We start from the raw sequence: 15,570 nt of genomic DNA on the forward strand, positions 1-15,570 counted from the left end.
GCCCGGAGCCGCTGGTGGGGCGGCCGGGGCGCCCCCACCCTATGCCTTGCTGTGGGAGAACAGCTTCAGCACCGGGACGCCCACCTTGTGACGGGCCCGCGAGGCCCAGTCCCGGTGGAAGAACTCCTCCACGTAATGGGGGTCGGTCAGGACGATCACCTCGTCCGCCCCGACCTCGTCCACCAGGGCCTTCAGGGCGTCCAGCGGATGGTCCTCGACCAGCTTCCCCTCGGCCCGGCAGCCCGCGGCGCGCAGGGCGGCCAGGGAGACGTCCAGGGCCTGACGCGCGGGGGCGACGGCCTCGGCGCCCTCGGGGGTGTCCCGCTCCCGGGCGGCCTCCTCCAGCTCGCCCAGGGCCACGTCGTCGATGGCGCGCAGCAGCCGGTCCGCCTGGTCGCCCCGGGGCTGGAGCAGCACGTGGAAGGTGGCGCCCTCCTCGCCGTGCAGGGTCGTGACGAACTCCACGTCGACGGACGTGAGGGCCTTTTCGATCATCAGTACGCTCGTGAACACGTCGGGCGCCCTTCTCCATCCGTGGGCCCTCCGAGGCCCCCTGCGGAAACCATCCTGCCCCGTGACCACACGGGGTCTGCCAGTTTTAGTCTGCCCTCAGGAAGCTAAGCGGAACAGATCATTCCGCCGAATGTCAGCCTCGGTGGTACCGAGCGAACAAGAAGCCGCCCTCTTCCAGGAGTGACCCCAGGGCGAATCGTTCCGGCACCGCCAGGGACGGTCCCCCCGCGATCCGCTGGGCGCCCCCGGCGGTGAGCATCGGCGACAGCGTCAGACACAGCTCGTCCAGCACCCCGTCCGCGACGATCCGGCCGAGCAGCCGGGGCCCGCCCTCGGTGAGCAGACGGCGTAGTCCCCGCTCCGCCAGGGCGCCGACCAGCCGGGCGGGCTCCACTGCGGCGCCCTCCCCGGCGATCACCACCTCCACCCCGGCCGCGCGCGCCGCCGCCAGCCGGTCGGCGGGGGCGCCCGCGCCGGTGGCCAGCAGGGTGGGCACCAGGGGCTCGGTGAACAGGGGCAGCGAGAAGTCCAGGTCCAGTCCCGCGCTCACCACCACGACGGCGGGCGCGGGGCCCTGTCCGGCGGCGGCCCGGCGGGCGGCGAACGCCTCCCGCGCGCGGGCGGGGCGGTAACCCTCCTGGCGAACCGTTTCTGCACCGACCACGACCGCGTCCGCGAGGCCCCTGAGGGTGCCGAAGACCCGCATGTCGGCGGCGCTGGAGATGGGCTGGGAGCGGCCGTCGTGCTGGGCCGCCCCGTCGAGGGTGGAGACCATGTTGGCCCGCAGCCACACGGCGGGCCCCCCGGGATAGGCGTAGGCGTCCGCCAGCTCGTCCAGGGTCCACTCCCGGTCGGCGCCCGCCCCGGCGCCCGCGTCGGACGCACCAGACGAAACGGACGGACGGCCGGATGCCGGACGGACGGGTGTCTGGTCGGTCACAGGGAACAGGCGTCGCATGTCCCGCAGTCTCGCACGGCGCTTAAAGTGGGGAATCGTGTCGTCATCCACCGCAGCCACGGGCCTCAGCCCCATACCCGACGCGGCCCCTCTGTCGCTCTGCGCACGCGAGCCCCAGGTGCCCGCGGAGCGTCTGGTCGCCGAGATGGTCCCCCCGCCCCGCTTCGACGCGGTGCGCTTCGATACCTACCTCCCGGACCCGAACCAGCCGAGCCAGAGCGAGGCCGTACGGGTGCTCGGCGCGTTCGCCGCGGGGCTGGGCGGGGCGCACGCCTCGGGGAGCGGCCGCCGCAGGTGGTTCGGCGGCCGGGCGAAGCCCTCGGCGCCCGCCGGTCCGCGCGGTGTCTACCTGGACGGCGGTTACGGCGTCGGCAAGACCCATCTGCTGGCGTCCCTCTGGCACGCGACCCCGGCAGCGCCCGACCGGAAGGCGTTCGGCACCTTCGTGGAGCTGACCAACCTGGTGGGGGCCCTGGGGTTCCAGCAGACGGTGCGCACCCTCAGCGAGCACCGCCTGCTGTGCATCGACGAGTTCGAACTGGACGACCCCGGGGACACCGTCCTCGTCTCCACCCTGCTGGGGAAGCTGGTCGACGAGGGCGTGGCGCTCGCCGCCACCTCCAACACCCTGCCCGGCAAGCTGGGCGAGGGACGGTTCGCCGCCGCGGACTTCCTGCGCGAGATCCAGGGGCTGTCCGCGAAGTTCCACCCGTTGCGCATCGACGGCGAGGACTACCGGCACAGGGGGCTGCCCGAGGCCCCGCCGCCCTACTCCGACGAGGTGGTCGCCAAGGCCGCGTACCGGACGCCCGGAGCCTCCCTGGACAGCTTCCCGCATCTGCTGGAGCACCTCGCCCGGGTGCACCCGAGCAGGTACGGGGCGCTCACGGACGACCTCAAGGCGGTCTGCCTGACGGACGTCGAACCGGTGCCCGACCAGTCGACCGCGCTGCGGCTGGTGGTCCTGGCCGACCGGCTCTACGACCGCGAGGTCCCGGTGCTGGCGTCCGGGGTCCCCTTCGACCGGCTGTTCAGCGAGGAGATGCTGAAGGGCGGGTACCGGAAGAAGTACTTCCGGGCCATCTCCCGGCTGACCGCGCTGGCGCGCGACGCCCGGGGGCTCGCCGAAGGCTGACCGGGGGGCGGGCCGGGGGTCGGGCCTGGGAACGAGCCGAGGGTCGGGCCGGGGGCGGGCCGGGGCAGATCCGGAACCGCCCGGAGTCCGTCCCGAGGTCGCTTCCGCGCCCCCGGGCAGTCCCGAGGTCCCACTGACGCTGCCCGAAGGTCAGCCGACCGGCTCCCGGGCTCCCGCGTGGAGCCCTCCCCCGCCGACCGGTCCGCCTCCTGACTCTTCCCCCCTTCCCTTCGCCCTTCCTCCCGTTTCGGGCGACTCCCACGGGACGCCTCGGGCCGCCCGGACTCCCTGGCGCTACGGGGTCCCCGTCCAGCCGGTGTCGGCACGCGACGCGGCCCGGCTCCCGGCTCCCGGCTCCCGGCTCCCGGCTCCCGGCTCCCGGCTCCCGGCTCCCGGCTCCCGGCTCCCGGCTCCCGGCTGCGGACCGATTCCGCCAATCGGGTGGTTCCCCCGACGGCGCGCGATCCGGCCACAAGGCGCGCGGAAGCGTTAGGAGGCGCGCCAATAAGACCACGCGCCCCCGACTTTCAGTCATCATCGCTCTTCACATGATCATTTCCGGTCGATCACTCGCACGCAACGCCACGGTAACCACATAAGCGGGCCGGGCCGTTAACGTGGAGATTGCCATGGGGAACGCGGTGCCCCGTCCCGGCCGTTGAGGTCGGCGAACACCGGCGCCCCGTTCCACCGACGTTCCGGGAGCGCACGCCGCAGGACCGATGGGGAGGTGAACACATGCGTGACGGCCTCCACGCAGGGCTGCGCCCCTGCGTCCTGGCGGCACTGCTGTTCTCCCTCCACCTGTTCACGCCCGTGTCCCCGTTGGCGACCGCACACGTTTCCGAACGGGTGGCCCGCACCTGGTCCGGAGCCGATTCGGCTCCGTCGGCCTGCCCCGTCTCCCCCGCCACGGCACCCGGCCCTGGCGGTCCGGGCGGCTTCGGCGGGCCCGACACCACGACGGCCCGGGGCGAAGGCCGGGGCTCGTCCCCGGCCCGGGCCGCCGGGTGGGCCGCGCTCCAGGACCGGCTGGGCCACGAACCGCCGGTCGAGGAACCGGTACGGATGCTGCGGGCCCGCGACCGCTGCCGCGGCGACGAGGGCGAAGGGTACGCACCGCGCTGCCCGCTGGCCCCGGACCCCCTCGGATCCGACCCGGCCACGGCCATGACCACGGCCCCGACCGCCGGGGAGCCCTCCGCCGAATGGCCCGCGGTCCGGCTCAGACCTGCCGGACGGGCCGCCGCCCTCCAGGTCTTCCGCTGCTGAGCGCGCCACCGGCCGGTTCACCCCGCGCCGGTTCACCCGAAAGACTCAACACCGGGCACCCGGGCCGTCGACGGCACTGAGCCCGCCGCGCCCCGGATCAGGCGGCACGGCGACGCCACCGGGTCCGAGGCCGGCGTCCGGCCCCGGGCCGGACCACCGTCGAACCGTCATCGGCCCGGCCGTGGGCCCTCCATACTCGGCCCACGCGCGGCCCGGTCGGTTCCGTCCGCCCGGTCCGCCCCACACGCCTGCCCCCCGATCTCCCCCACACGCACCGCGCACGCGCTCTCCGCAGCGCGCAGGAGGCATCCGTATGAACACCCTCAACAGGCGCGTCAAGCGCCCCGCGTCCGCCGGCCCCCCGGGCTCCCCCCGTTCCCCCTTCACCTCGGGACTCCCCGCCCTCCGCCAGGACTTCAGCTCCTCCGTCGTCGTCTTCCTCGTCGCCCTGCCGCTGTGCGTGGGCGTCGCCGTCGCCTCCGGCGTCCCCGCCGAACTCGGCCTGGTCACCGGCATCGTGGGCGGTCTGGTGGCCGGTGCGCTGCCCGGCAGCAGCCTCCAGGTGTCCGGTCCCGCCGCGGGGCTCACCGTGCTCGTCCTGGAGGCCGTGCGGGCCTACGGACTGGCCGCGCTCGGCGTCATCGTGCTGGCCACCGGACTGCTCCAACTCCTCATGGGCGCGCTGCGCTGGGGCCGTTGGTTCCGTGCGATCTCCGTGTCCGTCGTCGAGGGCATGCTCGCCGGGATCGGTCTGGTCCTCATCGCGGGCCAGGCGTACGCGATGGCCGGGGCGGACGCCCCCGCCGCGGGACTCGACAAGATCGCCGGGCTGCCCGGGCTGCTCGCCGACTCGCTCGGCTCCGCCACGGCCCGCGCGTCCCTGCTGCTCGGGGTCGGCACGATCGTCGTCCTCGTGGTGTGGAAGCGGGTGCCCCGGGCGGCCCGGTTCGTCCCCGCGCCGCTCGCCGCGGTCGCCCTCGCCACCGTGGCGTCGGCGGCGTTCTCGCTCCCCGTGGCGAAGGTCGAGGTCACCGGGCTGCTGGACTCCGTACGGCTGCCGGAGGCCGGGGACTTCGCCGCGCTGGCCAACGCGGGCGTCCTCGGCACGATCCTCGCGTTCACCCTGATCGCCTCGGCGGAGTCCCTGTTCAGCGCGGCGGCGGTGGACCGGATGCACAACGGCCGACGCACCGACTACGACAAGGAGTTGATGGCGCAGGGCGCGGGCAACACCGTCTGCGGGCTGCTCGGCGCGCTGCCGATGACCGCGGTGATCGTCCGGAGTTCGGCGAACGTGCAGGCGGGTGCCAGGACCAAGGCGTCCCGGATCCTCCACGGTGTCTGGCTGCTGCTGTTCGCCGCGCTGTTCCCGGCGGCGCTGGCGGTCATCCCGCTGCCCGCGCTGGCGGGCGTCCTGGTGCACGCGGGCGCCAAGCTCGTCCCCGTCCGGGCGCTGCCCCCGCTCTGGCGCGACCACCGGGGCGAGGTGGTGATCCTCGGCGTCACGGCGGTGTCCATCGTGGCGGTCAGCATGTTCGAGGGGGTCCTGATCGGGCTGGCGATGGCGGTGGTGAAGACCGCGTGGGAGGCGTCGCACGTACGGCTGGAGGTCCACGACACGGGCACGGGGCCGGTCAGGGCGAGGCTCTCGGGCAACGCGACGTTCCTCCGGCTGCCGCGCATCCTGGACACTCTGGAGGCGCTGCCCCACGACCGGCCGGTGGAGCTGGACCTCTCCGGTCTCCACCACCTCGACCACGCCTGCCGCACCGCGCTGGAGAACTGGTCGGCGCGGCACGGGGCGGGCGGCCCCGAGCAGGTGACCGTGACCCCGGCGAAGGACCGGGTGTGAGGGGCTGAGCCCCCCTCAGGGTGGGCTCCCGGACCGGGTTTCCGGGACCCCACCCCTACCGTCCAGCCCACCCCGCACCTCACGCCCGGAGCCACACCCCCGACGGTTCCGCACCGACGCACGGTGGGTCCCCGTCACGGCGATCCCGCCGCACCCACCCCACGAGCCCGTCCCGGCGGTCTCGGAGGTCCCGGCCGCCACTGACGGAACCGCGACGGCGGACGGGTGGTCAACACGCCACCTCCGTACCGGGGAGGGACGCGACGGTCACGCCACCGGACACGCCGCACGGGGCAGGAGCGGTACCCGCACCACGAGGGGCGTGCTACACACGGGGGCGCTTCCGCGTCGTCACGATCCTGTCCACCCACAGGAGGTCCCCCCATGGCACCCGCGCGGCACCACGGCCCGCCGAAGGCCCGCACCGTCCCGGCCCGGCCCGTGCCGGTTCCCGCCCCGGACACCGTCCACCCGCCCGCCGCCGCCCCGGACGGGTCCCCGGCGTCCACGGGGGACGGCACCCCGCCCCCGACGTCTCCCCGGACGGACACCTCACCGGCGACCAAGCCCACCCCTCCCGCCCGTCCCGACCGTCCCGCCGGGGCGACGACCAGGCGCCGGGTACTGGCCCGCACGGGCGCGCTGGCACTCGGCGTCGCCTTCACGGGCGACCTCTCCGCGCTCTTCTCCGGCACCGCCGTCGCGCATGGCCCCGAGGGCCTCGGCGAACACGGTTACGGCCCCCTGGTCCCCGACCCGCACGGGCTGCTGGACCTGCCGCGCGGCTTCCGTTACCGGGTGCTGTCCCGCGAGGGGGCGCCGCTGCTCTCCGGCGAGGGGACGGTTCCCGGACGTCACGACGGCATGGCCGCCTTCGCGGACCCCGGCCGCAACGGTGACCACGTCCGGCTGGTCCGCAACCACGAGAACCGGGCCACCTCCACCGCTCCGGTCCCCACGGTCCCCGGGCTGACGTACGACCCCGGGGGCAAGGGCGGGTGCACGACCCTCACCCTGGGCCCCGGGCACACCGTCCTGGACGAACGGGTCTCCCTCGCGGGCACGGCCGTCAACTGCGCGGGCGGACCCACCCCGTGGGGGACCTGGCTCACCTGCGAGGAGACCGAGGACAGGGCCGGGACCAACGGGTACGCCGAGGACCACGGCTTCGTCTTCGAGGTGGACCCCGTCGATCCGCGCCGCACCGGGGCCGAGCCGCTGACCGCGCTGGGCCGCTTCGCCCACGAGGCCGTCGCGGTCGACCCCCGGGACGGCACCGTCTACGAGACGGAGGACGCGTTCCGCCACCCCTTCGGACTGTTCTACCGCTTCCTGCCGGACCGGCCCCGGGGCGGAACCGGTTCGCTGCGCGCGGGGGGACGGCTCCAGGCCATGCGGGTGCCCGGTGTCGCCGACCTGTCCTCCGTGCGGGAGACGGGCACCCGTCTCGACGGGGTCGTGTGGGTGGACGTGCCCGACCCGCTGGCGGTCGGGACACCCGTCCGTCTGCAGGACTTCGGGCCCGGGGGCGTCACCCACGCCCAGAAACTGGAGGGCTGCTACTGGGGCGGCCGTCATGTGTACTTCGTGTCGTCGTACGCGCGCAGCCGCGAGGGGGCGGCCGCCGACCACCACGGGCAGGTCTGGCGGTACGACCCCCGGCGCCGGGAACTCACCCTGGTCGTGGTCTTCGGTCCCGGCACCGACCCCGAGCTGCCCGGCGAGCGGCCCGACAACATCTGTCTCGCGCCGGGCGGGGGCCTGATGGTCTGTGAGGACGGTGGCGGAGGCCAGCACGTGTACGGGGTAACCCGCGACGGCGAGGTCTACCCGATGGCCCGGAACGGACAGAACGTCGGCACTCCGGAGGCGCCCGCGTGGGGCGAGTTCGCCGGGGTGACGTTCTCCCCGCACGGCTCGACGATGTACGTGAACTGCTACGCGCCGGGCACCACGTTCGCGATCACCGGCCCTTGGCACTGAGGCTCCCGTCCCACCGCGCCGTTGCCCGCCGGGACCCGCCCACGTCAACAGCGCGCGCATCGCCCCACCCACACAGGTGAAAAGGCCCGAGAGCGGGGCCGAGAGGGCGGAATCCGGCACTCCGCCCGGGGCTCCTCAGTTCTCCATTCGAGCGATCCGGACGGCGCTGGACTCACGGGGCACGAGTCGGGCGGTCGAGCGCCAGTGGACCGCCGGGGCGGTCCGGGGCTCCCGGATCAGCCGGTCGACCAGGTTCGCGACACGGTCGCCCGGAGGGACGTCGACATGGACGGAGGTGAGGCGAGGCCGGAGCAGCGAGGCGATGAGCAGATCGCCGGCGCCCACGACGGAGGTGTCGGCGGGGAGGACGACCCCCTCGTCCATGAGCGCGCGCATGAGGAGCATCGCGTACTCGTCGTTGTAGGCGAACACCGCGTCGAGACCCGACGCGCGCCACCCGACGGCCAGACGGTACGCGGACTCCTCCGTGTAGGCGAGATCCAGCGGTCTCACCTCGGCGTCCTGGTACGCCGAGGCCACCGCCCGTACCCCGGCCAGGCGGGGCGCGGCGAAGAGACCGGGACCGCGCTCCTCCGGCATGACCACACCGATACGGCGCCGACCGGTCCGCAGCAGATGCCGCGCCGCGACCGCGCCGATCTCCTCCTGGTCCAGGACGACCCCGTGCGTCCCGGGCACCGGAGGAGATCCCAGGGTGAGGACCGTCCGGACTCCGGAGCGTTTCAGGATCTCGACCGACGCGGGCGTCAGCGGGGCGCCGGGTGCCGCGAGGACCGCCGCGGGGCGGGACTCCGCCCAGGCCCGCGCGACGGCCTCGGGGCCCCGGCCCAGCGGACCGCCGTGCAGGACAGCGGTGTACCCCAACTCCTGGAGGGCTGTTTGGAAGTGCGCGAGGAAACCGGCGAAGAGCGGCCCGAACGCCGGTGCGCGGTCGGCCGGTACGGCGATCAGGACGAGGCCGCTGTGCCCCGAGCGCAGGGTGCGGGCCGCCGCGTGGGGAACGTAACCGAGTTCCTCGGCCGCGGCACGCACCCTGGCCTGGGTGGCCTCGCTGACGCGCCCCTCGGACAGACCGTTGAGGACGTAGCTGACCGTCGCGCGGGAGACCCCCGCCCGGTTGGCGACGGCCGCGCTCGTCGGGGGCGCGGCCGATGTCCTGGAGGCGACGGCACCCCGCTTCGGGTAACGGGGGGCGCCGCTCGTCGGATTGGTGGTGCCCGGTTCCGAAGTCCGCCTGGGAACAGGCCCGGTGGGCACCGCGTCGTCGTGCGGATTCATGATGCTCCGCATCCTCGCACAGCCCGGGGGACCCCTCGCCCGGCGGGACGGAGCGGTGTTAGACATGTCGACACGTGTCACGCCGTCACCCGGTCGGCGGGACCGTCGACGGAAGGGCGTCACACCATGCGGCTGCACACCCACGAGTGGGGCACGGGCGACCGGATCGCCGTGCTGGTGCACGGGATCATGTCCGACCACCGCACCTGGCGGCGGGTCGGTCCCGCGCTGGCCGACCGGGGGTACCGGGTGATCGCGGTCGATCTGCGCGGCCACGGGGCCAGTGGACGCGGCCCGTACCGCGCCGAGTCGTTCGCCGACGACTTGGTGGAGACCCTGCCGTCGGGCGCCGAACTGGCGGTGGGGCACTCGCTGGGCGGGCTCGCGCTGTCGCTGGCCGTGGAGCGGCTCGCCCCCGCCCGGGCGGTGTACAGCGATCCCGCGTGGCGGCTCGGCGGCTCCCCGCTGGACCGGGAGGCGTTCGCGAGGGCCAGGGGCGCCACCCGGGCCGACCTCATGGCGCTCCGCCCTGACTGGGAGCCGGCGGACGTGGACGTCGAACTGGCGACCGTACGGGTGTGGGATCCGGAGACCGTCGAGGGGTTCACGGGGGTGAACGCGGTGGACCGGATACCGGAGCGGCCGGTGGTGCCGTCGCTGGTGCAGGTGGCGGACCCCAGCCAGCTGGTACCGGAGTCGCTGGCCGCCCGGCTCGCCGAGCGGGGCTTCGAGGTGCGGACCGTGCCGGGAGCGGGGCACTCGATCCACCGGGACGACTTCACCGGGTTCATGGAGTCGCTGAAGGGCTGGATCTGAGCCGGTCCCCGGGGAGCAGTGGCGACGGAAGCGGAGGGCGGGACGGCGACAGGACACGGGGGCGACGGGGCCCGCCGACGGTGGGGGATGACGGTAAGCGGGTGATGTTCGAGGAGCCGCGCCGGTGAGCCGCACCATGCCTCGGCACCACCCTCTTCATATGACGATACGTTCAGAATGTGATCATTTCTGCGCGGAGAGTCATCGCCGTCGGTCTGCTGGGAGGTCTGCTCGCCGGCTGCGGGGTGGAGCGCGCCTCCCAGGGGGCGGGCGGAGGCGAGCGGGCGTCCACCAGGGTGTCGCCCGCGCCCTCCTCACCACCCTCGGGCGCGCCCGTGCTGGCCCCCGGCCCCGCGGGGCTGGCCCCGGTGTTCAGCCATGGGAGACGGGACGCGGGGAAGGCCGTCGCACTCACCTTCGACGCCGACATGACGGCGGACCAGGGGCCCAGGGCGGACTCGGGGGAGCGCTTCGACAACCCCGGACTGATCGCGGCGCTACGGGAACTGCGGGTCGCGTCGACGGTGTTCATGACCGGACGGTGGGCCGAGCAGTACCCCGACCAGGCCCGCTCGATCGGGCGGGACCCGCTGTTCGAGGTCGCCAACCACTCGTACAGCCACCATGCCTTCACCGCCGACTGCTACGGCCTGCCGACGGTGTCCCCCGGACGGATGCGGTCCGATGTGGAACGGGCCCAGCAGGTGTTCGCGCGGGTGGGGGTGAGCGATCCCAAGCCCTACTTCCGTTTTCCGGGCGGGTGTTACGACGACCGCGCCCTCAGGTCGATCGTCCCGACCGGGATGACGGCGGTGCAGTGGGACGTGGTCGGCGGGGACGCGTTCGCCACGGACCCGGAGGCGGTGGCGCGTGAGGTGCTGGACGGGGTGCGGCCCGGTTCGGTGGTCGTCCTGCACTGCACCCGGAGCGCGGCCCCGACGACCGAGCGGGCGATCCGGGAGGTCGTACCGGAGCTGCGCCGACGCGGATACGAGTTCGTGAAGGTGTCCGAGCTGATCGGACGGAGCGGAAAGGCCGTCGCGACGGCACCGCCCGGACGCTGAGCCCACCACCCGGACCGGAGGGCCGGACGGGTGCCGGAGGGCCGGACAGTCCGGAGGCCCCAGGGCGGACGGGTCCAGGCCAGGCGGGGCAAGGGCAGGGCCGGGGCGGGAGTCCGGGCTGCGGGCCTACCCTGGTGTCATGGACGAGTACTGCGCGGGCCCCGCGCGTTCCGGGACCACCGGCACCGGCGCGACGGCGGACGCGGAGGAGCGGACGGCCCCGGACGGACCGCCGGTCCCGTTCGCGGAGTGCGTGCTGTGCCGGGAGCCCACCGAGTACCCGGAGACGCACAAGGGCATCACCCTCTGCCCCCGGTGCGAGTGGCTGGAGGCCCAGCGCTCGGCCTGCTCGGGCTGAGCGGCCCCTCGGGTCGCTCGGCCCGCTCGGACCGCTCGGGCCCTGCGGGCTCGGCTACGCGGACCACGCGGGCTTGGGGTACCCGGCCGCTCAGCCCGGACGGGCGACACGGGCCGCACGGGCGGCGCAGCCCGCACGGGCCGGACGGGCGGCGCAGGCGGAGGGGCGGGCAGGACGCGGATCCGAGTGGCGACCCGGGTCCGGGCGGGCGGGCGCGGGTGCCGGTCAGCGGCCCCGGGCGGTGCGGGCGCAGGCCAGGGCGACGGCGCCCAGCGCCAGCGCGAACGCGAACGCCACCGGCAGCAGGGGCAACGGGACCGTCCCCTCCTTGGAGCCGACGGTCAGGGCGGTGAGGACCGAGCGGACGGGTGATCCGGGGAGGATCAGCGCGGGCACCAGGGCGAGCAGCGTCGCCAGGACCGCCCGCTCGGGCGACCGCAGCAGCGGCCAACTGGTGACCGCCCCCACCGCGGCGCCCAGCAGCAGACAGGTCAGGGCGGCGAGCAGCCCGGCGCCACCGGCCGCGAGACGGGACAGCTCACGGATGCCGTCGTCGTCCTTGGCGGCGCTCAGCACGGTCACCGCGACCACGGCGACCGTTCCCAGCAGGACCGCGAACCCCCCGGCGGTCAGCAGACAGGCGAGGTGCGCGCGGGGCGGGCCCTCCGCCGCGGCGACGCATTCCCGCGCCTCCGGCGGCTCGTTGGTGACGCAGACCCGGACCAGCCAGGCGGTCACCGGCAGTAGCGCCGCCGCGGCGATACTCAGGGAACCGAGCACCGGCTCACCGGCGCGGACGCCGACGACCAGTACCCCGCAGTAGAGGATCACGGGCGGCAGCCAGCGTCGCGAGCGCAGCAGCAGGGCCGTCTGGTAGCGCAGGAGCGCGATCAACGGTGTTCCTCCGGGAGGCCGTGGGGATGGTCGGGGACACCGTCGGCGCGATCAGGCGGAGGATCAGGGAGAACGTCCGGGGAGCCCTGGGGCGCGGGGGCTCGGGGAGGCGTCGGCCGGGGCACGCCACGGACCGAGACGATGTGCCAGGGCGGCCCGGCGGTGAGCAGGGCGCGCAGAACCTCGTCGGACGAGTCGCCGGGAACCGTGAGGAGGTGGGTGCCCCGCGATGTGCGTACGGGCGGGAAGCCGCCGGGGGGCGGGGGCGGTCCGGAGCCGTCGGGGCCCACCGCCTCGATCTCCGTCCACGACGTCGTCCGCGACGTCCACGACGGAGCCTCCGTCCCGGGCGGTGCGGCCGGTTCCCCGCTTCGAGCGACCGCCGGAGGGTTCGGGGCCGACGACTGGACCCTCCCCTTGGTGACGGTCAGGAGCAGGTCCACCCGGTCCGCGAGGTCCGCCGGGCGGTGGTCGACGAAGACCACCACGGCACCCTCGGCGACCCGTTCGGTGACGGCCGCGTCGAGTGCGGCGTGGGCGTCGGGATCGAGACCGGACCACGCCTCGTCCAGGACGATCAGTCCGGGCGCGGCGAGCAGGGCCTGGGCGACCGCGACCTTCTGGGAGGTGCCCTTCGACAGCGCGGACAACGGGGTGGCGGCGTGATCGGCGGCGCCGAGCCGTTCCAGCCAGTGACGGGCCTCCCGGACGGCGGCCGGACGGGACAGCCCGTGCACCCGGCCGAGGTGGGTGAGGTAGCCGACGGCGGTGAAGGGCAGCCGGGGCGGGAAGCGTTCGGGGACGTAGGCCGTACGTGGACGGCCCGTGATCCGTCCCTCGGTCGGCGCGTCCAGTCCGGCGAGCAGGCGCAACAGGGTCGACTTCCCGGTGCCGTTGGCACCGCGCACCCGGACCAGCTTTCCGGCGGGAAGCGCCAGGTCGACCTGGCGCAGCACCCAGGGACCGAGCGGGCCGTAACGGCGGCCCACCCCGGTCAGCCGGAGTTCCGGCGCCCGGGGGCCCACCCCGTCGCGCGACCGTGTCGATAAGGACGTCGAGAGCGGCGGCATGACCCCATCATGCGGCAACCCGCCCCGGGACCGGCGCCCGGGCCGGGGTACGGGGTGGCCGGAGCGCGTGCCGCGCGCCCCGGCGGACGCGCGGGTGCCTGGCAGACTTGTCGGATGACCAGCGAGGAAGCCGTACCCGAGGAATCAGTTCCCGAGGACCGGACCGTCCCGTCCGGCGAACGCCCCGTCACCGCCGGGCGGTCCGTCCCCGCCGCGCCGGACGCACACGCCGAGGACGCGCCGGACACCCGCGACACGGCACCGCAGTTCGTGCTGCCGATGGTCGTACGGCTGGAGCGCGCCGAACCTCCGGAGCGCACGGACGCGCTGGAGACGGCGGCGCGGGCGGTGCTCGTCCTGCTGAGCGATCCGCGCGCGCTGGACGACGGCGAGTGGGCCGGGGCGGTCCGCGCCTGGCAGGACGCGCGGATCCGCAAGGTGGTGCGACGGGCCCGGGGAGCCGAGTGGCGACGGGCGGAGGCGCTGCCGGGCATCACGGTCACCGGGAAGTCCGCGCAGGTGCGGGTGTTCCCGCCGGTGCCGCTGGACGGCTGGCCCAAGGACCTGGCACGGCTCCAGGTCTCGGGGACCGAACTGGAGGACCTCCGGCCCCCCGGCCCGCCGGAGCCGGGGCGGCCCGTGCTGTGGATGAGCCCGGGGGTGACCATGACGGCGGGCAAGGCGATGGCCCAGGCGGGGCACGGCGCCCAGCTCGCGTGGTGGGACCAGTCCGGGGCGGAGCGGGCGGCGTGGCGCGCCGCCGGGTTCCCGCTGTCGGTGCGGACCGCGGAGCCCGACCGGTGGCGGGAGCTGGTCGTCAGCGGGCTGCCGGTGGTGCGGGACGCGGGCTTCACCGAGATCGCCCCCAGCGACACGGTAGTCCCCGACGGGTACCGGGGGTTCGGGAGCGACGGGAGCTGACGGACCGCCAGCGGCCGGAACCGTGCGCGCACCCGTCAAGCACCTCGCACACCCGTCCGACGCATAAAGTAACGCCTTGATGACGATGTGTCACCCACGCCTCACCGGACGGCGCCCCGCGAGATCGTCGGACGGCAAGGGCGTCGAGGTGGGGCGGCGATGGCCGCCGACCCGGCGTGGAGCGTGCTAGTGCGGGGGACTCCGGGTGGTCGAGGTTCTGTTCGTGGCGGTGCTGGGGGCACTGGGGCTAGTTCTGCTGACGCTGTTGTGGCAGATGTGGGTGCTGGGGCGGGCGAGGGCAGCCGGCGCCGGGGGGTCCGGACGGTCCGGCGGAACCGGAAGGCGCTCCGTTCGCGGCCGGGTGGCGCTGTCGCTGTCCGGCGGCACGCTGGCCGTGGCGTGCGCGGTGGTGTCGCTCGCCGCCCTGTCGACCGCCGACCGGCCCACCACGGGTCGCGACGGGCGGAGTTCGACGGAGGAACGGGGTCCCTGGGCGGGTCGTGACCAGCGCACGGCCGGCCAGGGCGCCTCCGGCACTCCGGAGGCCGGTCACCCCACCGGCCCTACCGGCTCCACGGGCGCCGAAGCTTCCGGTTCCGGGGGAACGGGCCCGGCGCCCGGCGCGGACGGACGGCAGAACGGGCGGGGCGACGCGGGGAACGGAGCGGCGCACTCCGGAAGCGGATCGGCGGACGGCGGACCGGGCGACGGAAGCGGGACCGAGGCCGGGGCGGAACGGCCGACGGAAGCGGGCGACGGCACCAGCGCCTCCCCCGGCTCGTCCGGAGGCGCGGCCGGAAGCGCGGCCGGAAGCGCGGCCGGAAGCGGAACCGGAACCGGTGGTGACAGCGGCGGCGCGACGGGGGCCACAGGGGGCACGGGGGCCACTGGCAGCACGACAGGTGGCACGGGCAACAGCGGCGGAGGCGCCGCAAGCGGAACCGGTAGCGGCTCTTCCGGCTCCGGTTCCAGTTCCAGTTCCGGCTCCGGCTCCGGTTCCAGCTCCGGCTCCGGCTCCGGCTCCGGCTCCGGCGGGGTCATCTCTCCTACGCCCGCCCCGGGCACCGCAGGAGCGGGCGGAACGTCAGGGGCATCAGGAACCTCGGGGACCTCGGGAGCGTCCGGCACGCCCGGAACCCCCACTCCACCCGGCCCCGGGCCCACCGCTCCGCCCGGACACCCCGCCCGGCCCTGCCTCTCGGTCGGTCTGCCGCCCCTCCTCGATCTGGGGATCTGTCTGCCCGGCTGATCCGACCGGCCGTCCCCGCCCCCCTCCGGCCGATCCGCCCCCGACGCCCCGTCCCGCTTCCGACCGCACCGCCGTCAGCCCCCGCCGCGCATCGCCGTCGCGCCACCGTCACACCAGGAACCGCACAGAGAACCGGCCCTGACAGCCTGACGGAACGTCAGTCACGGGCCCGCGCGGTGTGCGGGG

13 protein-coding genes are annotated in these 15,570 nt (G+C 75.0%); 8 read left to right on the forward strand and 5 right to left on the reverse strand.

Features of this window, described 5'->3' with window-relative positions:
- Nucleotides 1-39: 39 nt before the first annotated feature.
- Nucleotides 40-513: an indole-3-glycerol phosphate synthase gene (locus ACVWNX_RS06185; protein WP_454412861.1), complete on the reverse strand. Its 474-nt coding sequence runs from the start codon at nt 511-513 to the stop codon at nt 40-42.
- A gap of 133 nt (nt 514-646) precedes the next feature.
- Nucleotides 647-1,471: a pyrimidine reductase family protein gene (locus ACVWNX_RS06190; RefSeq protein WP_454412862.1), complete on the reverse strand. Its 825-nt coding sequence runs from the start codon at nt 1,469-1,471 to the stop codon at nt 647-649.
- Nucleotides 1,472-1,508: 37 nt separating this feature from the next.
- Here ACVWNX_RS06190 and zapE point away from each other — a divergent pair, with 37 nt between their 5' ends.
- The 4 genes from zapE to ACVWNX_RS06210 all read left to right on the forward strand — a co-directional run bounded on the left by zapE (nt 1,509) and on the right by ACVWNX_RS06210 (nt 7,713).
- The gene (gene zapE, locus ACVWNX_RS06195; RefSeq protein WP_454412863.1) at nt 1,509-2,606 is read left to right on the forward strand and encodes a cell division protein ZapE; all 1,098 of its coding nucleotides are present in this window, start codon (nt 1,509-1,511) and stop codon (nt 2,604-2,606) included.
- 738 nt (nt 2,607-3,344) lie between these two features.
- On the forward strand, nt 3,345-3,878 hold the full coding sequence (locus ACVWNX_RS06200) for a hypothetical protein (RefSeq protein ID WP_454412864.1): 534 nt from the start codon (nt 3,345-3,347) through the stop codon (nt 3,876-3,878).
- A gap of 313 nt (nt 3,879-4,191) precedes the next feature.
- Nucleotides 4,192-5,730 (forward strand): SulP family inorganic anion transporter, encoded by a 1,539-nt coding sequence (locus ACVWNX_RS06205; protein WP_454412865.1) that lies wholly within the window; start codon nt 4,192-4,194, stop codon nt 5,728-5,730.
- A gap of 384 nt (nt 5,731-6,114) precedes the next feature.
- The gene (locus tag ACVWNX_RS06210; RefSeq protein WP_454412866.1) at nt 6,115-7,713 is read left to right on the forward strand and encodes an alkaline phosphatase PhoX; all 1,599 of its coding nucleotides are present in this window, start codon (nt 6,115-6,117) and stop codon (nt 7,711-7,713) included.
- Nucleotides 7,714-7,848: 135 nt separating this feature from the next.
- On the opposite strand, the gene ACVWNX_RS06215 is transcribed toward ACVWNX_RS06210, so the two are convergent.
- Nucleotides 7,849-9,012, reverse strand: a complete 1,164-nt coding sequence (locus ACVWNX_RS06215) for a LacI family DNA-binding transcriptional regulator (RefSeq protein ID WP_454412867.1) — start codon at nt 9,010-9,012, stop codon at nt 7,849-7,851.
- A gap of 126 nt (nt 9,013-9,138) precedes the next feature.
- Here ACVWNX_RS06215 and ACVWNX_RS06220 point away from each other — a divergent pair, with 126 nt between their 5' ends.
- The 3 genes from ACVWNX_RS06220 (at nt 9,139) to ACVWNX_RS06230 (ending at nt 11,250) form a co-directional block, all read left to right on the forward strand.
- Nucleotides 9,139-9,828, forward strand: coding sequence for an alpha/beta fold hydrolase (locus ACVWNX_RS06220; protein WP_454412868.1), 690 nt, complete (start codon nt 9,139-9,141; stop codon nt 9,826-9,828).
- Between the two features lie 179 nt (nt 9,829-10,007).
- Entirely contained in the window at nt 10,008-10,892 is an 885-nt protein-coding gene (locus ACVWNX_RS06225; RefSeq protein ID WP_454412869.1) for a polysaccharide deacetylase family protein, read from the forward strand.
- A gap of 139 nt (nt 10,893-11,031) precedes the next feature.
- Entirely contained in the window at nt 11,032-11,250 is a 219-nt protein-coding gene (locus tag ACVWNX_RS06230; protein ID WP_454412870.1) for a hypothetical protein, read from the forward strand.
- Between the two features lie 225 nt (nt 11,251-11,475).
- Here the strand turns inward: ACVWNX_RS06230 and ACVWNX_RS06235 are convergent, their stop codons facing one another.
- Both ACVWNX_RS06235 and ACVWNX_RS06240 read right to left on the reverse strand, forming a co-directional pair.
- Entirely contained in the window at nt 11,476-12,144 is a 669-nt protein-coding gene (locus ACVWNX_RS06235) for an ABC transporter (RefSeq protein ID WP_454412871.1), read from the reverse strand.
- Nucleotides 12,141-13,169, reverse strand: a complete 1,029-nt coding sequence (locus tag ACVWNX_RS06240; protein WP_454412872.1) for an ATP-binding cassette domain-containing protein — start codon at nt 13,167-13,169, stop codon at nt 12,141-12,143. Before ACVWNX_RS06240 ends, ACVWNX_RS06235 begins: the two co-directional genes overlap by 4 nt.
- Before the next feature lie 159 nt (nt 13,170-13,328).
- On the opposite strand from ACVWNX_RS06240, the gene ACVWNX_RS06245 reads away from it, so the two are divergent.
- Complete coding sequence (locus tag ACVWNX_RS06245; RefSeq protein ID WP_454412873.1) at nt 13,329-14,135, forward strand: peptidyl-tRNA hydrolase; 807 nt, start codon at nt 13,329-13,331, stop codon at nt 14,133-14,135.
- Nucleotides 14,136-15,570 lie beyond the last annotated feature (1,435 nt).

The organism is Streptomyces sp. JNUCC 64 (assembly GCF_054484115.1).